This window comes from Streptomyces tatrensis (assembly GCF_049310065.1).
Classification (GTDB): domain Bacteria; phylum Actinomycetota; class Actinomycetes; order Streptomycetales; family Streptomycetaceae; genus Streptomyces.
Genome location: NZ_JBMDLB010000003.1, coordinates 55,400 through 78,523 on the forward strand (window position 1 = coordinate 55,400; position 23,124 = coordinate 78,523).

Sequence of the window (23,124 nt, forward strand, 5' to 3'; positions counted from 1 at the left end):
CGCGGCCCCATACGGCGCGCCCCACGCTCCGTGCTCTCCTGCACCAAGGAAGACCATGCAGACCACCTCGGCCGGCCTCACAATGCTCGGCTCCGACGTCGCCGCGCTGCTCCCCAAGCGCCACCACGCTGAATGGACCGTCAGCCCGGCTGCATTCAAGGGGTACCCAGCTACGCGCCTGAGCAACGGCCAGCGTAGCTTCGTCCTCCTGACTGACAGCGGTCACACGACCCTGACAGTTCCGGAGCCCGACTCCGTCACCTCGCTCACGATCGAGGGCACTGCCCCCACAGCGGTGGCCAGTGCGGCCATGCGTTCCCTTTTGCCGCGAATCGACCACCACATCAACAGCCGGCCCGGTCTTCGGCAACGCCAAGTCCGTCGCCAGCACCTCTCCGAGATCAAGGCTCTCCTCCGCGCCCGCGACATCGCTGCACGGGAGTTCAACCGGCCCGGCGATATCACCGGCCTGTCCTGGCAGCACTGCGACACCACCACGACAGTCACCCTGCACGCCCTGTCCGCCACCGGCACGTTGAGCTTCAGAGGCAACCTGGCGGCTCTGGAGCGGGTCATCGTCCCGTTCCTCCCACCGCACCCTGGCCCGGGCTGTGTACGGAGCCGCCCGCCGCACGGCTGCGGAGGTGTGGCACGCCGCCTCCTCGCCTCCTTCCCCCATGCCGTCGAGGCCGACCAGGACGGCCTAGTCCGTTTCGCGGACACAGACGGCGGGCCGCTCCAGGGCTGGGTGATGCCCCGCACAGTGAACAGTCCCGCCTCACCGCTGACGCCCGTCACGGCTGGCATCTGCGGTGCCGGAATCGACCTCATGCTGTCCGCGCTGTCCACCATCGCCTGAACACGAACACGAGACACCGGCTCCGTCACCGACTGGCGAGACCGTTGTGAGCCCCCTCGTGCTGCTGAATCACATCGCAGTAGCCGAACCAAGAAGGATCGCAGTGAGCACCAAAGTCATTACGAACGCATTCACCCACCTCGATGTCGTCGCCGCCCTCGGATCCGGAATCGCGCTGACCGCTGAGGAGTCGGGCCGTAGCGACACCGCCGAGCGCTTCACCTGGGTGACCGCCGCCGCGTTGACGTATCTCGACAGCCCCGGCGCGGCATGGGCGGACGTCTGCGCCCGCCACGTCGAGATTGTGGCCGCGCAGGCCGCCGCCGGCCGGGGTGAGAACGTCGAGGACACCTCCGACGTATACGAGGGCATGCGCTACAGCCGCGATCAGGTGTCCACTGCGGTGAACGCCGCCGTCGACGATTCCGCCCAGACCGTCCGACAGCAGCACGCGGACGACATCGACAATCTGGTGGTGAACGCCGTCCTGACCCTGTTGGAACACCCCGACGCTTCGTTCGCAGAGATTGTGGAGGAGTGCTACGGGGGCGAGGACGCTGATGCCGTTAGCGGGTGGCTCTCGGATGTCCCGGCCGACAGCGATGCGGAACACGATGCCCGTCTGGCGGCCCGCCTTGACGCATACCTTCGCGCCATCCGCTTCAGTCAAGCCGCGTGACACTTGGCTAACAGCCACATGCTTTGACCGGCCCGCCCTGGAGAAGTGCCGACGGTGCCGGTCGGTCGTCCGCCCACTCGGTGGTTGGGCGGACTCCTCGCGTGCACTGCCGCCGTGCTCGTGGGACGCGCGGGGTGAAACCTCGGTCTTCTTCCGGTGTTGACCGCCGGACATCCCCGATGATGGGGCAGCCCGGAACAGGCAGCGAGCAACGTGGGAGTACGCGCATGGCGGTGGAGGCCGGTACGCAGGAGGACCAGGTCACGGGGCGGGTTTGGGTGGTGCGCCTGGACCCCCACGGACGACCCTCCGCCGGCACCGTCCGGCTCACCTGCTCCCGCCCGGCCTGCTCCGAACAGCGACTTCCCAGCACCGCCGAAGGCCGAAAGGCCGCGGTCGGACACCTCAACACCCACCTCGCCCAGATCCGCACCGCTGGCGGCCCACGATCCAACGCCTGCTGCGCCTGCCGCACAGCCGACTGTTCATGGCACACCCCCGACCCAGCCACCCTCCCCCGCCGACGAGCTGAAGCTGTCCGGCCACCGACGGGACCGGGGCGCTGCGGGGGCCCGACGGTCCTGGCGGTGACCGCGGACCGTGCCGGGCGGCTGTGGCGGATCGCGGAGATGTGCGCGCGCTGCGCGGCCGCCACTCCCGACTGCCGCGTCCTCGACACCGCCCCGCCACCGCTCCGCCCCGCCTCGGGCAGCACCGAAACCTCCGCTGAAGCGCCCAAGCAGCCAGCGGCCGCGGCACCGGTGGATGCCGCGGCAGTGTTCTCCGACCACGCTGGCTCCCCCGCCTCTCTCAAGGCCGGCGGGGCGCTCGTGGGCGCCGAACGAGCTTCGGTACCCGGCGCCCGCACCGCCGCCGCGTCCAAGACGCCGCGGCGGGCCAAGCGATGGGGAAAGGTCGCCCAGCGCATCGTGCCGTACGACCTGCAGCCCGACGTTCTGCGCGTGGAGCTCATCGAGCTCGGCGACGCGTTCCGGGCCTACCAGAGCAACCCCGTGCCCGACCTCGCTCTCCTCGCCGAACTCCACGACCGCAAGGCGCGCGCGTTCTCGTCGTGGGCCGACGCCACTGGCGACGCCTCGCTGCGACACGAGGCCAAGCGCGCAGCGGGCGCCGCGCAGGCCACCCGGGACATGCACGCCAACCGCCTTGGACTCCCCGTCGGCGACGCGGATGGACCGGTGGTGGAGCGGCTGTTGACCCGCAACCACTCCGTGCACGCACGCACTGTCCTTGAGTACGTCCAGACCCACGCCCCGCGCCCCGAGCCGGACGTGCACCTCCTAGTCCTCCTGCTCACCCTGCGCGCGGCCCGGGACGGCACCGGGAACATCACCGGCCAGGACATCACCGGCTGGCTCACCCACGGCGCTGACCAGGCACTGGAGCACCTGGTCGGCGCTGGCTGGCTGTGCCTGCCCGGGACGGTTGCCGAGGCATTGGCCTCACGGCCTGAGGACTTCACCGCGTTCACCGTTCCCAGCCTGCAGCCGGAAAGCGACCGGCCGTTCTCCTTCGGCAAGGACGCCCGCGGCAGGATTTCCGGATGGGCCCAGAAGGTCGTCGGTGACCGGAAGCTTCGCAAGAAGAAGCTGGGAGCCGCCACCCGGCTCCTCGCCGTCTATACCGCCGCCCACACGCAACCCGATGGCCTCCTCGGACAACCTGGTGCGGACGGACTCTCTCTGGAGGAGGCGGCCGCGTTCTGTGGTGTGGCACCCGGGGAAGTCGGCGAGCACGCCGCACTGCTGGTCGACGCCGAGTGGCTCACCGCAGCTGGCACCGGCCAGGGCCGGCTGCGCGGACGGCTCGCCGAGCGGGTCTTCACCCTCGGCGGGCTGCTGTAGCGGGGAAGAGTCCCTGACGGGGGGGCGGAAGGCGCGCCCGGGTCCAGCTGGCAGGACGAGGAGGCTGATGCCGCCGAGCACCCGGCCGGCCGCACGAAAGGTCAGCCCTGCGGCTAAATCGAGCCGGCCGCCGGACCCCCTAGCGGTTTCCGAATGAGGTGCACAGCTCCCGCCACAGCTGGCCCAACTCTGCATCCGCGGAGAACAGGCCGGCCCAGCCCGAGTACGGAGCAGCGAAGCGCTCCATCATTTTGCGTCGCAGGAACGGGTCGTTCGTCATGGTGGTGTGGAGTACGACGTTTGCCGACGGTTCTGCAGGCCTGTCCCACCATGGCGGCGTGTTCCCTTCATCGTCGATGGGCGTCGGGTAGTGCTCAACAAGGCGCACGGGTAGGAACGGGCCGTGTCCGGTGAAGTCGACGCCGACGTGATGTTCGCGAGGGCCGACACGCAGAGCGGACAGTGCGAACAGCTCGCCCACAGCGGGGACGTCTGCGGCTCTGAACGCATGATCGCGGAAGATCGCGCCCAGCATGTTCTGGGACCGCTCCCCCATGTCGCCGACCTTGTCGTAGAACTCGATTCGTACCCCGAGGATCACCATGTCGCCGGTCCTGGCACAGCATCTGGCAGGGCGGGGCCAGATGCCGGGATCGACCGACGGCTCTCACGCAGTACCGCGCCGCTCACGTCGGCTCGGGCGCCCCGCTCCAGTTCCGGTCGTCGACCGAGGCTCGTAGCCAGCGCGGTCCCGTCTGTAGGTGTGATCGCCGCGAGGTGGAATGGGTGGTGGAGCCAACTGCCGGCCGCCAGCCCGAGGCGGGCTGGGTCTCTTTCGTTCTCCGGGTCAGTCGGGGGCTCGGAGAACGGAGTGGAGCTCGGTCTCGGAGGGCAGGTCGAGCCCTGGGGGTGGGGCAGAAGGGCGTCGGAGAAGCGCGGCCGGAGAGTCTCCGGCGGTGTGAGGGGGACCGATCGTTGGGCGCGCGGGGGTTGGGCTGGGCGTCGGGGCAAAGGGAGGGTCTTCATGGGCGTCCTGCCTTCTTGTCGAGTCGTCGTAGCAGCGCGGAAAGGGACGCTTGGTCGCCGGGGGCTATCCGGATCACGGCGTGGGCGACTGCGAAGCCGGGCCCGCTGGGGCGGGTGTCACGGTCGGAGTGGATCCAGGCGGCCACTGCGTTGGCCAGGCCGTGGCGGATCTGTGCCGGGGGGCCGTCCAGCCGGTGGATCGCAAGGGCAGCCTCGGTGGACAGGGCGGCCGCTGCGGCGAAGTCCTGGGCCATGAGCGCGAAATGTGCCTGCAGTTCGATCCCGAGTGCCACGTAGGGGTGTTGGCGTCCGTGCTCGGCAATGAGGTGTTGGGTGGCGCGGTGGGTGGCCAGCTGTGCGGCGCGCCACTGGCCGGCGCGTTGGGCTGCTCGCACGTGGTCCAGGAGCCGGGTGTCCTCCGGGATCCCCCGGCTCCATACCGGGTCGGGGACGCCATGGGCGTCGGGGCGTAGGTCTGTGGGGTGGACGGAGCCGTCGGCAGAGATCTGGTGCTGTTCGACGCGGCCATCGGCGTGACCGATGCTGAGCAGGACCGGGTGCTCCTGCCGTCGGGCTGCGGCGCGCAGAGGGTCAGACACCCGCCCGATGAGGACCTCAAGCGATTCGGTTGCGGCCTGCAAGAGGCCTTGCGCATGGACGCGGCCATCGGGGAGGACGATGATCGTCTCGTGGATTCCGGCGTTGGGTGCGTGGTCCAAAGGCACCGCGGTCTCCCTCGGTCGTAGTGGGGCGGGGCCAGTCAGGGAATGCGCAGGTCGCGGCAGAGTTCGTCGATGGCCGACCGCGTGACGTGGCCGACGGTGACCAGATGGGCGGTGTGCCCCTGGATCGCGAGGTGCCACTTGCGGATGATCCAGTCGGCGGGGCGGTCAAACGTCACGGTCAGCGAGTCGGTGGTCCGCATGGGGTGGACGCCGGCCCGGGTGAGCTGGTCGGCTGCGTACTGGGCGGTCTCCAGGCAGCGCGTGATGTGGGCGCCCAGCCCTGCGTGGCCCATGCGGCGCAGGGCGGACCAGAGCAGGAGGGGGGCGAGTCCGCTGCGGGAGCAGCCCAGGGTCCGGGCGGAGGCCATGGTGTACTCGCTGGCGATGACCGGTTCGTCGACGAGGTCCTTGCGGGTGAGTACGACGCCGCAGGGCACGGGGGATCCGATGATCTTGTGTCCGCTGATGGAGATCGAGTCGGACCCGTGCTGGAAGTTCCAGCGGGGCCTGGAGGGTGCGTGGGCCGCGATCGGTCCGCCGGAGGCGGCGTCGGCGTGGATGTAGACCTCGCCCGCCGCTGAGGCCGCCGTGCGGAGGGCGGTGACATCGTCGTAGGCGCCCCGCATCGTGGTGCCGATCGTGGCTACGACGATGGCGCCCGGGCCCCGGCCCGCGTGCGGGCGCAGCCGGCGGTGGAGGAAGGCCGTGACTCGCAGGGAGTCAGGGTCCAGGGTGCCGTCGCGGTTGCTGGGCAGGGTCACGACTTGTTGGCCGAGGAGTTTCGCGGCCCTGGCGACGCTGTAGTGGGCCTGGTCGGAGGTGTAGACCGTGGCGTGTGGCAGGTGCCGGCGTGCGGTGGCCAGTCCGAAGAGGATGCCTTCGGTGCCCCCGGTGGTGACGTAGCCGTAGGTGTCGTCGGGGTGCGCGCCAGCCATTTCCGCGAGGAAGCGGACCACCGCTTGTTCGTAGGGCTTGGTGTGGATCCCGCTCGCGTCGGTGCTGGCCGGGTCGCCAACGTTGTTGGTCAAGATGGACAGGGTGGGGCCGAGGTCGCTGAAGTCGAAGGCCAGGTTTCCGGGGAAGCCCAGGACTCTTGGTGCCTCGCCCCGCAGGGCTGAGGCGAGGTCGAGCAGCCGGGTGGTGTCCGCTTCTGGGGCCGAGGGGAGCGCCCCGATGTGGAGTTCGGGTGTGTCCGGGACGCGCTCGGGGGCCGGGTGGGGCGCCAGGGTGTCGGTCACAACTGGCCTCCGGGGCTCAGGAGAGAGGTGCCGGTCGCGCTGTGCGAGACCGCTCGAGGGGTGGGCGAGGTCTGTGCTGCGGGCAGTGGTGTCATGCCGGACTCCCGTACAGCCCGAGATTCTCGGCGGCTCGGATCACTCGGTGGTCATGGTCGATGGCCCTGCTGGCCTCGGCGACGAGGAGGAGCCACCCGGCGACCCGGCCCGCCCGTACCGGGTCGCCTGCGTGCAGTCCGGTGGTGGCGGCCACGGTCGGCAGCGTGGTGAGGGTGCGCAGCAGGTAGGGGTCGAGGAGGCCGTCGAAGTGCGGGACGAGGGCGACCTTCGTGACGTGAGCGTTCCTCGGCTGGTGGGGGATCGTCTGCCGCTGTCCGGAGGTGAGCAGCAGTGCGGTGTCGCGGATCGGGTCGTGGCCGGCGACCTGGCGCAGCAGCTCGGAGTCGACGTCGGCGTAGGGGTCGGTGCGCAGGGACAGCAGGGCCGGCCCGCGGTCGGGGATGAAGGTGACGACTGCGTGGGCGGGGCCGTAGCGCACGCCGAGGGCGGTGAGCCCGCGCATGGTGTAGAGGGCGAGGGCGCGAGCGAGCAGTCCTCGGCGGTTGAGGAGATCGAAGCGGTTGCCCTGTTGGTGGGGTGTGCGGATTTCGGACCAGATGGAGGTGATCGTGTGGTCGGTGGATCCGTCGACACTGGGCCCGGTCAGGGTGTGGATGAGGTACTGGGTGCCGGGGAGGTGTTCTCGCAGGACGAGCGGCTGGCTTCCGGAGTGGTGGGTGGCCTTCCAGGCGGAGCGGATGTCGTCCGGGGTGTGGCAGAGGGTGGCGCCCGGGTTCACGGGGTCGGGGTGTTCGAGGACGAGGTCGGGCACCTGGGTGAAGGCTGACCATTCCAGTGCTTCGGAGAGCCGGGTGGTGCGGATACTGCGCGGGGCGGTGATGCCTGCGGTGAGTAGGGCCGCGCTGGTGAGGCCGGTGTCGCGGCGGATCACGGCGGTGTCGGGGTCGTTGCCGGGCAAGTGGAGGCGGGCGGCCAGCCGTTCGGCGAGGACGGTACCTGCGGGGGATCCGGCGAGGACGGCTTGGACACCGAGGTCCGCGAGCTGTTGGGCGGTGCGTCGCACGCTGGCTCGGTGCGCGACGATGCGGGAGTAGGCGTCGGCAGTGCTGGACGGATCGGTTCCCGGCACGGTGACCGCTACCGCGCCCCAGCCGTGCTGGGCCAGCGCGGGTGCGTACAGGTCGCCGGCGCCGGTGGGGGCGACGATGGCGACCGCACCGCGTCGGTGCGCGGGCGGGGCCGCCGCGGGGGCGGGGGCGGCGAGGGCCATGGTGGGGAACTCCTGTGTCGTGTGGGGCGGGTGGCGTGGTGCGGGTCAGGCGACGCGGGCGGGGCTGGTGGCCTGGATTTGGACGCGGCTGCGCTCTTCGACCAGCTGGAGCCGCTGCTGGCAGGTGTACGGATCGGGTCCGGTGACAACAGCGAGCGCGGTCCGGTCCAGCACGGTGGCGAACGGTGGTGCGGTGACGCGGCTGCCGGGGGCGGCGATGCGCTGGAAGCGCTCGAGCCAGGAGGCGATGAGGCCTGTGTTCACGGCCATGACGTGCCCGGAGGCAGCGGGGTAGAGGAGACGGACGGCGGCACTTTGTCCCCGGCTGGGGATGAGCTCGGGGTTGTTGCCGGTGGCGAGGTCCGCGCTGATCTGCGGAAGGTTGAGTCCGGTGGCGAGGTGAACGAGGTGGGGAACGAGGTCGTCGCTCAGGTGCGCGTTGATCTCGACGACGCGGGGGCCCTGGCTGGTGAGCCGGATCTCCACGTGCACTACGCCGCTTGAAATGCCGACGGCAGTCAGGGCGCCCAATGTCACCTCTCGTATCTGCGGGGCGGCCAAGAGGCTGTCGGTGGCGTCCACCAGGTGGCCGACGTGCTGGAAGGCCACGTCGTCGCCGAGGTGGGTTCGGGTGATCGCGGCGATGTGGATGGTGTTGTGGCCGAGGACGACGCATTCGACGCTCACCTCGGGGCCGTCGAGGTACTCCTCGATCAGGACACCGGCCCTACCGGCGCGCTCGACGTCGGCCAGGGACGCGCTCTTGGCCGCATGGAAGGCGTCGCGGACCTGGTCAGGGGTGTCAGCGAGGCGGACACCGGTGCCGGCGCTCAGGTTGCGGGGCTTGATGACGACCGGCCCGCCCAGCAGTACGGCGTACTCCACGGCAGTTTCGGCGTCGGGGATCATGTACGAGCGGGCGGAGGGGATCTCGGCGGCGGCGAGCAGGGAGCGCATGAGGTGCTTGTCGCGACAGGCTTCCACTGCGGCGGGGGTATTGCCGGGCAGCCCGAAGCCGTTCGCGAGTTGCGCGGCGAGCATGATGTGGCTGTCGATGTAGGTGAGTACTCCGGCGACTCCGCGGCTGGCTTCGAGGGTGCTGACCGCGTTGGCTACGGCTTCGGTGTCCGTGAGGTCGACCGTGATGGAGAGGGTTGTGTGGGCGTGAGCCCAGCTGGGCGGCCGGCCGTCGAGCAGGGCGACGGGGTGGAGGGCGGCGATGTGCTTCAGCACGTCGCTATGCCAGGTACGGCTGCCGGCGCCCAGGATGATCAGCAGCGGTGCTGTCATGTCGGTGCTGTCCACGCGGGTGGTGCCTCTCTTCGGGTTATCAGGCCGTGTTCCAGGCCCTGAGCACGCGCTGGTTGATGCCGGTGTGCAGTGCGCCGAGGCGGCTGATGAGGTGGGGGTTGGGGTTGGTGAGGTAGACCGCGGAGGTCAGGGCGACGGGGAGCATTCCGAGGCGGGCCTTGTAGGCGTAGTTGCCGCGGCCGGCGTCCAGGACGGCGGCTCCGGTGGCGGCGGCGTAGCGAACGCTCTCGTACATCAGCCACTCGTAGGTGTGCAGGTCGTCCTGGCCGGTCTGGTCGATTGCTGCGGTCCACAGGTAGAGCGCCGAGCCGTAGCGGAAGCCGAAGAAGCCGCCGGCGAGTGTTCCGTCGTGGCGTTCGGCGAGGAGCCCGACGGCGCCGGGTACCCGGGTCAGCGGGGCGAGCATGTCGGTGCCGTAGAGGGCGGTGCCGTGGCGGTCGCCCGCGGTCGAGGTGAACGCGTTGAATGCTGGGAGGACGGGGAGGAGTTCAGCGCCTTGGGCGATCTTGAGTGTGAGCCCGGCTTCGGATCCGTGGCGGTGGTGCTGGCGGAAGGCGCGGCCGTGTTCGCTGGAGGGGATGTTCGCGACGAACTCGTCGACGGAAGCTCCCACGCGGGCACGGTGGGCCCAGGAGAGGACGACTTCGGCGTCGGGGGTGCGGGCCTGCTGCCACAGGGTACGTTCGGCGGGCGGGAGGTTCGCGATGACCAGGGCCTCGCTGCCGAGGCTGGCGGCGAGCGCGCGGCCGCGGTCGACGGCTTCGGCGAGGACAGGGACGGTCGCGCCGGGTAGGCCTCCGTACTCGGCGTAGACCGACGGGCCGTACAGGACATCAGCGTCGAAGCTGGGGCGGGTGACGCCGGCCCGGTTCTCGGCCGCGCGCCACAGGGGGCTGTTGCTGACCTGGTAGAAGGACAGGCGGTGCTGGCGCGGGCCGTCCTGGAGGAAGAGGTGGTGGCGTCCGCGTACGTGTTCGGTGCGCACTGTCTGCCAGGCGGCGGCCCATGCGCGGCTGTGGAAGGGGGTTGCCGGGCGGCGCTCGGCGGGGAGGGTGGCTACCGAGGAGTGCCAGGAGCTGTGGAGCGCGCGGGTGTTGGGGTGCAGGGTGGTCAGGCTCATGGTGATCTTCCTCGATGTCAGGTGACGGCCGGAACCGGTGTGGTGGGCGCGGTGAGGGCCGGGCGGCGGTGGGTGAGCCCGCTGAGTGGCAGGCACAGGGCGGCTCCCGCTACGCCGGAGGCGAGTGTGGTGAGCGCTGCAAGGGTGGCTCCGCCCGTGGTCAGGGATGTGGCGGTGAGAACGGGCGAGATGATCACCCCGATGGCGAGGGTCGATCCCCACAGGCCGGCGTAGAGGCCTCGGGCGTCGGCGGGCGAGATCTTGTTCAGGACGTCGGAGGCTGCGATGAAGAAGACGATCTCGCCGGGGACCGCCACCATGACGGCGAGGCTGTAACCGATCGTGCTGTCGGCGAGGCCTGCGCTGCCCATGCCCGCGCCCAGGAGGAGGGCGCTGGCGGAGAGCATTCCGAGCATGGGGCGCTGGTGTCCGCAGCGGCGGCTGAGCCAGGGGGTCAGGACTGGGGTGAGGGCGATCACCGCTGCCGCGTTGGCGAGCTGGGTCCAGCCGTAGGCCGATGGGGGGAGGTTGTCGTGTTCCATCAGGATGGGAAGGGTGGTGAACATGCCTGCCGCGCAGATCAGGGCGCCGTTGCTGGCGGCCCAGAGCAGCCAGAGGCGCGGGTCGCGCAGGGCCGAGCGGAGAGAACTACTGGCGGGATTTCTGGAGGTGGCGGTCGGGGCGTCGGCCGCGAGGTAGCGGTGGGCGATCAGTGCGCACAGGGCGCAGGCTGCCGCGTTGAACCAGAACAGGGCTTCGAATCCGAGCTGTCCGGCTAGAAGGCCGCCGACAGCGCCTGTGATCGCGGCGCCGATGTTCACCGTCCCGTGCCGCCATCCGTTGATCGCCGCGCGCTGGGCATCGTCAGGGATGAGGTCGGCGATGACAGCGGAGACCACCGGCCGCGGCGCGTCGTAGACGATGCCCGCGATCAGGGATCCGGCGTACACGGCGGTCGCGGTGTGGGCCTGCGCGAGGAGTGGCAGGCACAGCGCGGCCGTTGTCATAGCGGCCACGAGGGTGCGCCGGCGGCCGAGCCGGTCGGAGGCCCAGCCGGTGAGGACTTGACCGAGGAGCCAGCCAGTCCCGAAGACGGCGATGGCCTGGCCGACGGTCTGGGTCGTGAAGCCCAGGTGCCGGAGGTGATAACTGAGGAAGGGGTAGGCGAATCCGAAGCCCCGTGCCAGCAGCGTGGTAGCGAGCAGAGCCCAGACGGCGGCGGGCCAGCGTTGGTGTCCGGGCGGTGCGGGGGCCTTGCGGATGGTGAAGGGGGCGGTGGTGGCTGACACAGACGCTCCAGAAAGGCTGGTGGGGACGTGCCTGGCGGGCGGCCGGCGTCAGCGGTTCGTTGCGCCGGACGGGTATGGGTGGGGACACCGTCGGGGGAGACGGTGTCCCCACCGGCAGCCGGGCCCGTGCCGCGCTGAGAGGCGGCTAAGGACCGTTCGGGGGGTGTGAACGGCGGCCCGGCTGCGTCGTTCCGGTCGGCGGAGGACTGCCGACCGGAAGTCTTGGGGTCCACGAAGCCGCAGCGGGCGACGTGGAGCGAGGTACCTCAGCAAGTCGGGGCGGTTCGGACCGCCGCGACCGGGGTCGCCGAACGAGCCCTCAGCGGGCTCTTTGCGTTACCGGGGTCCGCCTCGCGCGGTGCCGGCCGAGGGCAATCAGGTCCGATCAGGTGCTGGGGGCCCGGAACATGAACACTCCGGCGGTGTCTCTGCCCGTGTCGACCATGGCCAGGTTGCCGGGGGTGTAGTCGATGATCCGGGACTGCAGCATGAGGAGGCTGTTGGGCTGCTTGACGGTACTGATCTGTGTTCGGGTGCCGTCGGCGGCCGCGTAGGCGTAGAGGGCCATGTCTTTTGCGGCCTTGCCGCCCAGTACGTACACCCTGTCGTCGTCGGCGCCGATGAAGCGGGGCTGGGTGACGGTGTCGACGGGACGGCTCCACAGGGCCGTTCCGCTGGCCATGTCGAATGCGGTGATGTGTGTGGGGGTGTTCAGGTCCAGGGGGTCGCCGGAGGTGACGTAGGCGCGGCCTGCGGCGAACTGGATGTTGTACCGCTCCGAGCGGCCGAGCAGGTTGAGCTGGCCGGCTCGGGCGGGGCCGACCGGGGTCGCGAGCTTGATGCGCCGGGCGATACCGCCGTCTTGGTTGAAGACGACGAGCTCGGGCGCTGTCTGGTGGTCGAAGTGGTCCGGCCGGACCAGAGCCGTCATCGGCGCGGCGGAGACCAGGTCGACGGCTCCGTCCTTGGGCGCCGGCAGGGGGACTGCGGCGGAGAGCTGTCGCCCGACATTGTCGAGAGTGGCGACCTCGTATGTCCAGTCGGCACCCTGCTCGGTTCCGAGCATCACCATGATCCGGTCACGGGCGACGGTCATGTCCCAGTTCAGGACGTAGGCACCGGCCTGGGCGCCAGGGTTCTGCCAGGACCATGCCGTGGACTTGTCTGGCTTCAGCCCGACGATCGTGTTGGGACTCATCACCGCCAGTACGTCGCCCATCCAGCCGAGCCGGACGGTGTCGTTGGTCAGCGGCTTTCCCCGAAGAGGGACGCCGGACACCGTGGTGGTCCAGACGATCGCGTTGCCCTTGCGGGTGTCCACGAGCGAGATCTGGTCGCAGCTGGCCCTGGGGCTCTCAGGGTCTCCCCTGAGCCAGGCGACCGCTCCGAAGCCGTCCTGGTTCAACGTGTCGGACATCCCGCAGGGAGTCATGCCGGGCTCGGGCGGTGCAATCTGGCCCAGCGACTGGCCGGTGGCCAGGTCCAGGACCTCAAGGCCACTCCCCCGACCGACGTAGTACGCCTTGCTGGTGCGCCAGGTGCCCATCAGTTTGGTGCGAAGAATGTCGCCGGTGACCACCGGCGTCTTCCACGCCTCAGCAAGGTTCCGCGGAGCGAATGGTCCCCGAGGGATCTTCACCGTCCCGGAGCTCGTCGAGGCCTCGGAATTGGCCTTGGCACCGGGGGGCGAGGATGTCTTGGACGGGTGGTCGGCGGAGTCTGCCAGAACCCAGGCCGTGGTGCCGCCGCCGGCCAGGAGCGCGGCCGCGGCGACGGCTGCAATGGCGGGTCGGATCCGCCGGCTCGTGGGCCGGTCGCCCGCGGAGGGCGGGGACGGCGAGGGCGGGGGCCAGGAGCCATCGGGCTGCTGGTGCATCAGGGTCATACCTTCCTGCCGGTGCCCGTGCGAGGTGGATGGACTGCCGTGTGGAGACGACGTCGGATCGTCTGCCGCACCCTTCGCAGGGTGCGGCGCAGTTGCTTGGTGCGTTTCGCGCGCTCAGCGCGCCTTCGGTGACGGAGCGGGGCCAACACCGCCGTGATCTGGCGCTCCTCGCCGGCCACCCGTAGCCGTTCTTGCATCTCGGCATGGGTGGCTTCCGGCGTGTGGTGGATCAAGGACATTCCGTTCTGCGCCCGTTGGCGTCGAGAACCTCCGTCGCAGGGATCGCTTCTTCGCGGTCACCGACGCGGGCAAGACGCCATGGGCGTGGTTCGCCCCCGCGGGCCGGCGACGGCCGGGCGCGATCGCGAGGAGTGAGGAAGTGTGCGGCGCGGCAGGAGCAGCTGCTGGGAGGCCGCCTGTCTCCTGCCGCGCGCCGCTCGCTCGGGGGAAGTGCTACTTCCCCGGGCGGTGGCCGCCTGCGGATCTGGTAAATCCGTGGGCAGCTCGGTCGCGCCGTCGGGCAGGGCGGTGCTAGCCGCTGAGCCCGGTGGCGATGAGGTCTCGGGTAGGGCCCGGCTCCCTGAGGGAGCATCGGTTGCCGTAGGAAGCCGTCGCGTTCGTCCGCGGTGCGGGCTTGGCCGGCAGGTGCCTGTTCATTCGTTTCGCCCCGATGGGTCGGGGGGCCTGCCAGGAGGAGACTCACGTCCGCGCTGTTGCAGCGGGTCACGCTGGTCTATCCTGGCTCCGCCGACGTGGTGCAACGTCGGCGAGACCCCGGTGGTTTCTTCGGATCTGCTGGTGGTGACTCTGCTGAGAGTCGAACTGCACAGGCCCCGGCAAGGGCCTGGTTCGTGCTGGCGGCGGGTGATCCGGTGGTGGTGGCTCCAACCACTCCCCCGGCACCCGCCTTCCGGTTTTTCTCCGGCGACCGGATCGCCGCATGCACGCCTTCGATGTCCTGCGAGCCCGCTTCCGTGCCGCACACCCCCGTGGTCCGGCACCTGCGCGAGTTTCGCTGTGGTTGCTAGACCTCGGAAAGCGGGTTTGGCTGTGCTCGCATCGGTAACGCTATGCGTATGCGGAAAGCTCCACCATTCCTCTGATGCACAAACTGATCCCTTTGGCCTAGGGTTCCTGCACCACCGGCCACACATACACATCTGCGGTGCACACGATGAAGCTCCTGCGTTGCGGAGCTGCACATCAACCCCACCTGAGGAAAGTCGGCCTCCTTTTCGTTGAGCCCTTGAGCCGTCAACTCGACGCGTTTCACCAGGTGATTGACCTTGTCACTTGCTCGATCGCGGACTGCTCTGAAATGTAGAACTTCCCGCAATTTCCAGCCAACTATTGGGAGCATTTCAGCCATACATCCATGTGGCGTCCGGGAGCGCGGAACGGGCTCAACGGTTGGCGCTACCTGGGCTGACCTGGATCGCATCCATGTAGTCCGCCACGGCCGTGACACCTGCCCGCGGCCCATCAGGTGCATTTCCGCTGCAGCGCACGGTCCACGAACGGAACGGCACGAATTTCCCGTTCTCGCGGCTGGACGCGGTGAATCTCGGCCTTGATCTATCACGTACGGACCCGTCCGTAGCTCGGCAGAGTGCTCCGCAGCCGGCGGTGCACAGGTTGAAATCCGACCGGATTTCGAGCAGCTGACGGGAATGAACCAACAGGCAGGGAACAAATCCGTGATCTGCAGCTGTCATCCGGTACTACTGCCGATATCAGGCTTGTCTGACGGGAAGGACCGTTCCGGCGATCTCCTGCGGCTCCAGTTCTGAACCGCGCCGTCTGTAGTTCGCCGTGCGGCGGCGAGACAACGCTCGTCCGCGTTCAATCCTCGACGGCTGGTGGCCAGGAGGAACTCTCCGCCAGGTCCGGCCGTGGCAGCCGTTCCGCTTGGGCGTGAGGAGCTACGACCGGGACCGCTGTCGACTCAAGCGGCTACGCACAGTTCGAGGGAGGTGTCGGGGAGCTGTGGCGCGCCCGTTATCAGGTGCAGGGCGAACAGCACGTCTCGCATACCGCTCAGGCCGGACAGGTCACGGGCGATGTAGCCCTCCAGTGCCCTGATGTGTGAGCGGACGGTCGTCTCCGACAGGCCCAGTGCGCGTGCAGTCGGTTCCAGATGCCCGTCGTAGGTGAGCCATGCCGTCGCCGTGGTGAGCAGACCGCGCCTGTCCGCGCGGGCGGATCTGAGCAGCGCCTCGGCCCAGAGGCGGATCTGCGGCACGTCGAGTAGTCCGTGGAGGGTGGAAATCTCGGTCTCTAGGCTCCCGGCGGGCGGCTCGGGCAGCTCTCGGTGCGTGACGAGCTCGAGCGCCAGGGCCACGGTGATGCGGTCCGTCAGGGACGAGAAGTCCTTGTTCAACAGCTCTGCGGCGCGAGCCACTCGCCGGGTGACGGTGTTGCGATGCAGGTCCAGACGACGCGCCGCGACTGTGTAGGGGTAGGCGAGGGCGGCGGGAAGTGTCTGGCGGAGCAGTTCCCACTGGGTGTCGATCTGCATGAGGGGGGTCAGGAGCCGGCGGGCCCACATCTGTGCGGCATGGGCCGGAAGGAGGCTGACCAGATCGGTGTCCTGCACGGAGAGGGCCACCGAGTCCGGTTGGTGGAGGGCGAAACGCTGGGCGGTCTTCGCTTCCTGGAGGGCATGGGCGAGCAGGGACAGGGAGTAAACCCCGCTGCCTCCCAGCGAGGCCTCGGCCCCGAACGCCGCAACCAGCCGGGTGAGTTCGACGGCCACCCGGTCATCTGCCTCACCGGCCTGGACCGGGTGGATCACCAGGATCCGGTCCTGGCGGCGCGAGTCGGCGACCACCAGGGCGCGGCCTGCCGTGACGGCTTCACAGCGGCGCGCAGCGGCGTCGCGCCGAGTTGGCGAGGTCTCCACGACGAAGACGCGGGCCGTCTCGGGATCGAGCAGTCCGGGATCGAGGTTCCTCATGACGCGGCGGGCCTTGGAGACCTCGCCGTCCAGGAGGAGCTCCACCGCGGCGTTGCGAGCGGCCCGGGAGGCGTCGGAGGCTGCTCTGTACTCGCGACGTGCTTGGTCCACCAGCCCCAAGAGCTTCGCGGCATGCTGCAGCAGCAACAGATCGGCGTCGTCGAATGGCGTACGCCGGGCCACGGCAAGGACCGTGTCCGCAGCGGAGGAAGGACCGAGCGAGATGAGCTGGGTGTGCGGCCCCGAGCTGGGGTCAGGGCCGTTTCCGTCGACGGATTGGCGGATGATGGCCTGCGCGAGTTCCTCGGCAGCGGTGGCCGGTGACGCTACGAGGACTCGGTCAGGTTCGCTGACCATGACCTGCACGTCGAGGGCCCGGGCGAGCCAGTCGGCGATACGCTGCATGGCCCTCTGGTCGGCGAGCTGGGCCGGCAGCTCCTGGACGAGTGAGGCGAGTTGGGCAGCTCGCCGCTCGGCGAACGTGAGCCGCAACTGCTGGATGCCTTCGTGTACGCCCCGCCACTGTTCCGCCGATGCGGTGGTGGCCAGGAGTGGGATATTCAGCCGCTCGGCCAGGTCCACGATGGCCTGAGGGTACGGCTGGCGGGAGCTGGGAGCAGCGTTGACGATGAGGCCGGCGCTGCCTTCACGGCTCATACGCTGGAGCAGCACCTCGAGCACCGTGGTCATGCGGCCGCGCAGGCGGAAGGGAACGGTGCCGGCGATCAGCACGAGAACACCGTCGGCCAGCGTGGACGGCACCCCTTCAGCGAGGAGCTTCTCCGGGGTCACGGAGAGGACGCCCTTCACTTCTGCTCTCTGAGCAGAAGCAGAGCAGTTGCTGACCAAGGTCAGTCCGAGTTCAGGCTGGCGGGTGGGCAGGGTGCCCAGGGTTGGCATCGAGCGCTCCTACCGCAGTCCGGAAGTTGTCGCGCAAGCACCCTCTGCCGAGCGCCCGGCGCTCGTCCAGGAGTGAACGGACAGCTGGTTCAGAGCGCGCCGCACACCGGAGACGGTCAGGCATGCCGGGGCGGCGCCGAGTTGCCGCTGGCACAGGTCCTCCTCGTCTCCGGAATCCACCTGCGGAGGGGTAACGAAGCCTTCCACTGCGCCGGGCAGTCCCGGCGCTTGTGGGTTCGTGTAGCACTCCAGCGCCTGGTCCCCCATCGCTCAGCATCCTTTCCCAGCAGCAGTGAACTACGTAAGGCGCACGATCACCTCAAGCCGGCAACCTCCCGTCCCGAGGACCAGTACGACTCATTGAGACTGACCGGTCCCCTTCCTGCTGGGACCTCCACGCCCTCTCGCCCCGCTACCTCACGAGGTCTCGAATCCCTTGCAGAGTAAGGCACCTGCTCAGTGGAGTACCTGAAGGTGACTCCCGGACATCTGAAGAGCCTCGCCCCCACGAGGCATCAGATGACCGACTTGCCCGAGTCTGCATGGTCCTCATGAGGACTGCTTGGTCTACCGTTTCGGCGCCCAGCATGGGACTCTAACCACGGACACGTCAAGTAACTAGCGATCACGCCGGCGCAGGGAGGCCCAATGGATGCCGATCGGCAGCAAATCGGACGGTTCGGCACCCGCCACCTCACCCCGACACCTCAACTCCGCGCCTTGCGTGAGGTGCCTGACGCATGCCTGTCCCCGGACAGTGATCCGCCGCAGCGCCCTTCCTCCCCCGCACCCGTCCCAAGGAGCTCTCCGCCCAGGAAACCAGTCAGTTCGGCACGGCGGCGCCCTCAAGGAAGAGCGCCGGCCACCGTTGGGGGCAGTTGGTAGATACCGGGTACTCCAGGCGATCTCTCAGTCTCACTGCGGAGGAAGAATGTCCCCAGACACGAACCCTTTCGACATCCACCGTCTGCTCAAGGCTGGGAGCTGGACTGCCGCGCTGCTCTCCGGATACAGGATATGTCCGGCGGAATGCGACTCCCTGGAATTTTTCGAAGCGAGAACGCCGAGCGAAATTTGTACACCTGTCACATGCTTGCACTGCGGCAGGCACCTAGAGACCGTTATCCTGCATGCAATCTTCATATAGATGCCCGCACCAGGAAAATTCGAAGCCACACTCAGCGCTCCATCAAGGGGCGTCGAAATGCCTCAGAAAGTACACCTCGTGACCGACTCCAATCCCGACACTACTTCCACCACACCCAAGACGCGCAAAATTCAGCAGCGAACAATCGACGGCCAGGCGCGCATCGCCGCAGCCGCCGCCAAACTGTTTATCAAATATGGCTACCGAGGCACCTCGGTCAACGACATCATCGCAGAGGGCGAGTCAAGCAAGAATTTCTTTTACAAATACTACCCGAACGGCAAGAAGGACGTAGCTGCAGATATTTCATTCAACTCGACCTGGGATGGACTGCGGGATCAAACCCTAATGGTTCAGGAGATGGTCGACATTGGAATGATCCTGTCCTACAGGGTGCGCACCGAGGACCGGATTCTTGCGGCACTGAGGCTCTCCTTCGAGCCAGGCGCCACGGAAGAGTACGGAACACCGTGGGGAGATTGGGTCACCTTCAACACCGGGCAGATCAGGACAGCCATCGAGAGAGGCGAAATCAGACCCCACGTCGACCCAGAGGAGCAGGCTCGACAACTCCCAGGCTTCTGGACTGGACTGATCCTGACTGCAGGCGTCCTCGACGGGAATTACGAGAACGTAGAGCGGCACGTACTGACAGGATACAAGAACCTGATGAAGGCCATTGCAACCGCCCAGGTTCTCCCCGACATTGACTTCTCCGTAAATCGCGGAGAAATGCTCTACACGCAGTTCTTGAGGGAGCGCGAAGCACAAGACAATGCCGCTGAAGAGTGAGTAAGACGACCCTGACCTCAGGACATGACCCACCTTCCCCCACCTACTCTCGCTACCGCCCCGATGGAGTAGCGGATTGGATCGAAGAGCATTTAACGAAGCACGCACATTACCAGCTGCTCTAATCCCGCCCATGACGCTCACGCCTTGGCGAAAACGGGTCGACGGCCAGCCCACACTTTCAGCCATTGGTTCGCCATACGGGCCATGCGGGACGCTCGAGCTACGCCCTCGCAAGCGTAAAATGTGATCCACGCAACATTCACAGTCGGCGTCTCTTGCATAACCACTCAACAGTGGGGGTATGCTCGCACCGCTAAAGATGTTGATCTTGCGAGAAGAGGCCACATTGGGTTCCGCCACTACTACGCCGCGTAAAAGTCAGCGGCGTGAACTTGTTTCACTCTTCTCAAAACTTCGAGAAAGTGCCGGCCAGGCGAATCCGCTCCCGATATACGCCGAGTTGAGACGGATGGGAGAGGTCATCCCCGCCCCATGGGGCGGAACGCTGGTGAATTCGTACAGCCTGGCTCAACAGGTTCTCCGCGACAAGCAGTGGACGGTCCCGGACCGCGCATGGCGGATTCAGCAGGGCGCTGCCGCACGGTGGAGCTCCCCCGCTTCGCTGCAGATGAGCCAGACGCTGCCCCTCCTGAACCCACCGGCCCACACTCAGATGCGCAGGCCGCTGGGCAACGTCTTTAACCAGAGCACACTCGCTGACCTGCACCGCGTCACCGAAGGGGCGGTGGAAGTACTCCTCGATGAGTTCACCGATCGGCTGCGGGGCGGGCCGGCCGATTTCGTCGCGCTTGTCAGCGAGAAGCTCCCCATCATGATCATCGGTGAGTGGATGGGGCTTCCCTCAAAAGATCATGAACTCCTGCGCGACTTGACCCACGACCAGGTCCATACGCAGGAGCTCTTCCCAACTGCCAGTGAAGTACGCGTTTCAGACGCTGCGACAGCGCGCCTCCAGGTGTACTTCACCAACCTCATCCAGGACCGTCGAAGGACTCCCGGCGATGATCCAGTCTCCACTTGGATCCGCACCTGGGACGACCTGGAGGGCGACCCCGTCCTTACAGACGCCGCCGTCCACTCGCTGGCCCTTTTCATGATCCTCGCCGCCCTGGAAACCACGTCACACCTGATCACCAGCACGGTGCGACTGCTGCTTGAGCACCCCACGCAGTTAGACCTCGTGCGTCAGCACCCTGATCTCGTACCGGACACCGTTGACGAAGCCCTCCGCTATGACGCCCCCATACACCTGGTCAGCCGCGTTGCGACCGCCCACACCGAACTTGGCGGAGTCGCCATAGCCCCGGGTGAGACGGTGCAAATTCTGATCGGCGCCGCGCACCACGACCCGGAACACTTCACCGACCCGCACGCCTTCGACGTTCGCCGGCGGGGCGTCGGAGCCGAGGTCGCCCCTGCAACACGCTTCTCCTCGCATCTGGCCTTCGGCGCCGGAATCCACTACTGCCTGGGCAACGCCCTTGCCCGCATGGAAGCAACCACCCTGCTCACATCGCTTCTTCGCCGACGCATTCAACTGCGTCTGAGCGCCCCCCCACAGTGGGCATCCCGGGTGGTCTTCCGCCGCATCACCTCCCTGCACCTCACCCTCGCCGTACCCCGACACGAAGCGAGCCAGCGCATTGATGCCCGCTGACTTCAAAACCCTTCATGCAACAGCCGAAGGACCCATCCTCAACATCCAACTCAACCGCCCCGAGACGGGCAACAGCATCGACGGCCAGATGCTCACCGAACTGCTGCAGGTCCTTCGTGCCATGGAGGACGACCCGGCCATACGAGTGATGGTGCTGTCCGGAGCCGGCGACGACTTCTGCAAAGGAGGCGACCGCTCCGAGTTCTCCACGCTGCTGGAGATCGACCCATCCGGATCCCAACTACGCGCACTCAACGACAAAGCACAGCGGGTGTGCTCGACACTCTCGCAGTTGGGAGTGGTGAGCATTGCCCGGCTGCACGGTGCAGTCCTAGGTGCTGGACTGGGCCTGGCAATATTTTGCGATCTGCGCGTCGGAACGGACACCTGCCGCTTCCGCATGCCGGAGGTCGGGCTCGGCCTCCCGCCGGCTTGGGGCGGCGCCCTGCCTCGCCTCGCCGTGGAGGCAGGCCAGGCACAGATACGTGAGCTGCTGCTCACCGCCGAGTCGTTCGACGCTGCCCAAGCACAGCAGCTGGCCATCTTGCACAAGGTGGTACCCGTAGACGACCTGGATGCTGCCGTCGCCCGATGGGTCAAGCCGATCGTCCGCCGCAACCCCACCACCATGCGAATCACCAAGAGCATGCTCAACGCCCGCGCCGGAGCGGCAGAACTCTCCGTCGGCGGGTACCTCGATGCTGCACTGTGGTCGGCGGCCGTGAAGAGGGACATGGGCACACGCGGCAACTGACCCCGCCGCCGACTACACCGTCCACGCCCGCACCGAAACCGGCTGGACCCAGCCCACCGACCCCGATCACCGGGAACTGCCCGGCCTGGACAACCTCCTGGCCACCAGCCGGCTCCGGCGCGCCCCAGCCCGCCGGGCGCGGGAGGAGAACCCACCCCGACACCCTGGACCTGCACGCCAGCGACGGCCGGCTCTGGCTCCGCTTCATCGCCCTCGGCGACGGCGACCTGGGCCCCCACCGAGGCTGCCGCCGACGACAGGGCACCGCAAGGGCTGTGGCGACTGCTTGCTTGGTCTCTCCGGATCCTCGCTGGTGCCGGTGTGCCGCTGCATCTCACCAACCAAACCCACCACTCCTAGGCGGCCGTGCCGCCCTGAGCCGCGCTGCTGATGGAGTGCCTCGCGACCACCGTGTAGGCCCTCGACACCGGCGTTCCCGGCGCCCGGACATCGACGAAGACTCTCCCGCAGCAAGCTGCTCACCCTCTTCGAGGCCGCCCACGCCCTTTACCGGGCCCCCACCAGACCCCGACGACCTCCTCAGCCGCCCCGAGGTTCTCCTCCTGGCCCACCTCGCCTACAACGAACCGCGACCTGATCCACCAAACGCCACCCTCTCCACGCACCAGAGAGCCGGCCCGCGCTGAGCAACGCGGACCGGGCTCTCTGCCGCTCAGACCACCGAGTGAGGATCCCGTCGGGAGTCAGCGAGCAGCTTCTCCTGCCACCCGGCCTCTTCGAGTCGGTCACGTACCTGGGCCGCCCTGCCACCGACCACTCCCCGCGGTCGGCGGCGCACAACGTCTGGGCGCCGTATGGGGCTACCGCACAGCCTCGACCCCGTGCCCACCACTTAGGACAGCCTGCCTGCGCCTTCATCCAGGTTCGCCGCCGCCCACTGGACCTCGTCGCACCCCCGACCGGCTACTCCGCGGCTTCCAAGACCTCACGCAGCACCGGCAACTCGGCCGGCGCCACCGGCCGCAGGCAAATGTGCCGGCGGCAGGCGTGGACCAGGTTCACTGCAGACCCCGCGATTCCCACTGTGACGTCCAACGCCGAGACGATGGTGACCAACCCGGAGCCCACCACCGAGTTCCGGGCTCAAGCCTGTGAGTAGATGCCAGCCGCTGGGACCCGCAAGTCTCCGCTGTTCAGACGCAGCCAAGGGCGGGCCACTTCATGGACATTGAAAGGATTCGAAGCTAGACCGGCGGCCCTCACCCGACAACATCGGCGTGTGAGGCGCTTCATCGCCGGTTGGCCGTTCATCCCTCTTGGAATTTCACGGCTCACCCGCCCACGGCCCCTCGAACAAGACGATGCGTCTCGACTGAACTCATCCTCCCTCACCTCCCGTCAACCTTCAAGAAATCGCAAAATGGCCTCTGACCTGCATGTTTCACAAAGTCACATACGTCACTCACTTACTCACTCAGGCACTCACCTGACCAGTCAAGGCGTTCCTTGCATGTTCGGCCTTCATGTAGATCGCGTGCGCAGATGAACTCCTGGTGAGTTAATCGAGCACATTCCGGCTCCGCTATAGGCGAGAAATACGGACAGTAAA

At 67.9% G+C, this 23,124-nt stretch carries 15 protein-coding genes; 6 read left to right on the top strand and 9 right to left on the bottom strand.

Annotated features, from left to right (window positions below):
• Positions 1-55 precede the first annotated feature (55 nt).
• The 3 genes from ACODT5_RS00925 to ACODT5_RS00935 all read left to right on the top strand — a co-directional run bounded on the left by ACODT5_RS00925 (position 56) and on the right by ACODT5_RS00935 (position 3,403).
• Complete coding sequence (locus tag ACODT5_RS00925; RefSeq protein ID WP_422517213.1) at positions 56-859, top strand: hypothetical protein; 804 nt, start codon at positions 56-58, stop codon at positions 857-859.
• 103 nt (positions 860-962) lie between these two features.
• Positions 963-1,538, top strand: a complete 576-nt coding sequence (locus ACODT5_RS00930; protein ID WP_422517214.1) for a hypothetical protein — start codon at positions 963-965, stop codon at positions 1,536-1,538.
• 587 nt (positions 1,539-2,125) lie between these two features.
• Positions 2,126-3,403 (top strand): hypothetical protein, encoded by a 1,278-nt coding sequence (locus ACODT5_RS00935; protein WP_422517215.1) that lies wholly within the window; start codon positions 2,126-2,128, stop codon positions 3,401-3,403.
• Between the two features lie 139 nt (positions 3,404-3,542).
• On the opposite strand, the gene ACODT5_RS00940 is transcribed toward ACODT5_RS00935, so the two are convergent.
• The 9 genes from ACODT5_RS00940 to ACODT5_RS00980 form a co-directional block, all read right to left on the bottom strand.
• Positions 3,543-4,007 carry a hypothetical protein gene (locus ACODT5_RS00940; protein ID WP_422517216.1) on the bottom strand — a complete coding sequence of 155 codons (465 nt, stop codon included), beginning with the start codon at positions 4,005-4,007 and terminating at the stop codon, positions 3,543-3,545.
• A gap of 418 nt (positions 4,008-4,425) precedes the next feature.
• Complete coding sequence (locus ACODT5_RS00945; protein WP_422517217.1) at positions 4,426-5,028, bottom strand: hypothetical protein; 603 nt, start codon at positions 5,026-5,028, stop codon at positions 4,426-4,428.
• 161 nt (positions 5,029-5,189) lie between these two features.
• A complete protein-coding gene (locus ACODT5_RS00950) occupies positions 5,190-6,392 on the bottom strand; it encodes a histidine decarboxylase (RefSeq protein ID WP_422517218.1) in 1,203 nt (400 codons plus the stop codon).
• Positions 6,393-6,483: 91 nt separating this feature from the next.
• Positions 6,484-7,719, bottom strand: a complete 1,236-nt coding sequence (locus ACODT5_RS00955) for a glutathione synthetase (RefSeq protein WP_422517219.1) — start codon at positions 7,717-7,719, stop codon at positions 6,484-6,486.
• Between the two features lie 45 nt (positions 7,720-7,764).
• The gene (locus ACODT5_RS00960) at positions 7,765-9,024 is read right to left on the bottom strand and encodes an ATP-grasp domain-containing protein (RefSeq protein ID WP_422517220.1); all 1,260 of its coding nucleotides are present in this window, start codon (positions 9,022-9,024) and stop codon (positions 7,765-7,767) included.
• A gap of 25 nt (positions 9,025-9,049) precedes the next feature.
• Positions 9,050-10,150: a GNAT family N-acetyltransferase gene (locus ACODT5_RS00965; protein ID WP_422517221.1), complete on the bottom strand. Its 1,101-nt coding sequence runs from the start codon at positions 10,148-10,150 to the stop codon at positions 9,050-9,052.
• Positions 10,151-10,167: 17 nt separating this feature from the next.
• The gene (locus tag ACODT5_RS00970) at positions 10,168-11,439 is read right to left on the bottom strand and encodes an MFS transporter (protein ID WP_422517222.1); all 1,272 of its coding nucleotides are present in this window, start codon (positions 11,437-11,439) and stop codon (positions 10,168-10,170) included.
• Positions 11,440-11,824: 385 nt separating this feature from the next.
• A complete protein-coding gene (locus ACODT5_RS00975; RefSeq protein ID WP_422517223.1) occupies positions 11,825-13,315 on the bottom strand; it encodes a hypothetical protein in 1,491 nt (496 codons plus the stop codon).
• Positions 13,316-15,269: 1,954 nt separating this feature from the next.
• Positions 15,270-17,180: a PucR family transcriptional regulator gene (locus tag ACODT5_RS00980; protein ID WP_422517224.1), complete on the bottom strand. Its 1,911-nt coding sequence runs from the start codon at positions 17,178-17,180 to the stop codon at positions 15,270-15,272.
• 1,225 nt (positions 17,181-18,405) lie between these two features.
• Here ACODT5_RS00980 and ACODT5_RS00985 point away from each other — a divergent pair.
• From ACODT5_RS00985 to ACODT5_RS00995, 3 genes are all read left to right on the top strand, one after another.
• The gene (locus tag ACODT5_RS00985; protein ID WP_422517225.1) at positions 18,406-19,119 is read left to right on the top strand and encodes a TetR family transcriptional regulator; all 714 of its coding nucleotides are present in this window, start codon (positions 18,406-18,408) and stop codon (positions 19,117-19,119) included.
• 304 nt (positions 19,120-19,423) lie between these two features.
• Complete coding sequence (locus ACODT5_RS00990) at positions 19,424-20,800, top strand: cytochrome P450 (protein ID WP_422517226.1); 1,377 nt, start codon at positions 19,424-19,426, stop codon at positions 20,798-20,800.
• Positions 20,790-21,554, top strand: coding sequence for an enoyl-CoA hydratase/isomerase family protein (locus ACODT5_RS00995; RefSeq protein ID WP_422517227.1), 765 nt, complete (start codon positions 20,790-20,792; stop codon positions 21,552-21,554). Before ACODT5_RS00990 ends, ACODT5_RS00995 begins: the two co-directional genes overlap by 11 nt.
• Positions 21,555-23,124: the final 1,570 nt, after the last annotated feature.

Excerpts from the sequence above, each read along its gene's own strand:
- ACODT5_RS00955 (WP_422517219.1), bottom strand. The coding sequence starts at position 7,719 with ATGGCCCTCGCCGCCCCCGCCCCCGCGGCGGCCCCGCCCGCGCACCGA.
- ACODT5_RS00995 (WP_422517227.1), top strand. The coding sequence starts at position 20,790 with ATGCCCGCTGACTTCAAAACCCTTCATGCAACAGCCGAAGGACCCATC.
- ACODT5_RS00990 (WP_422517226.1), top strand. The coding sequence starts at position 19,424 with ATGCTCGCACCGCTAAAGATGTTGATCTTGCGAGAAGAGGCCACATTG.
- ACODT5_RS00980 (WP_422517224.1), bottom strand. The coding sequence starts at position 17,180 with ATGCCAACCCTGGGCACCCTGCCCACCCGCCAGCCTGAACTCGGACTG.
- ACODT5_RS00940 (WP_422517216.1), bottom strand. The coding sequence starts at position 4,007 with ATGGTGATCCTCGGGGTACGAATCGAGTTCTACGACAAGGTCGGCGAC.
- ACODT5_RS00965 (WP_422517221.1), bottom strand. The coding sequence starts at position 10,150 with ATGAGCCTGACCACCCTGCACCCCAACACCCGCGCGCTCCACAGCTCC.
- ACODT5_RS00975 (WP_422517223.1), bottom strand. The coding sequence starts at position 13,315 with ATGCACCAGCAGCCCGATGGCTCCTGGCCCCCGCCCTCGCCGTCCCCG.
- ACODT5_RS00925 (WP_422517213.1), top strand. The coding sequence starts at position 56 with ATGCAGACCACCTCGGCCGGCCTCACAATGCTCGGCTCCGACGTCGCC.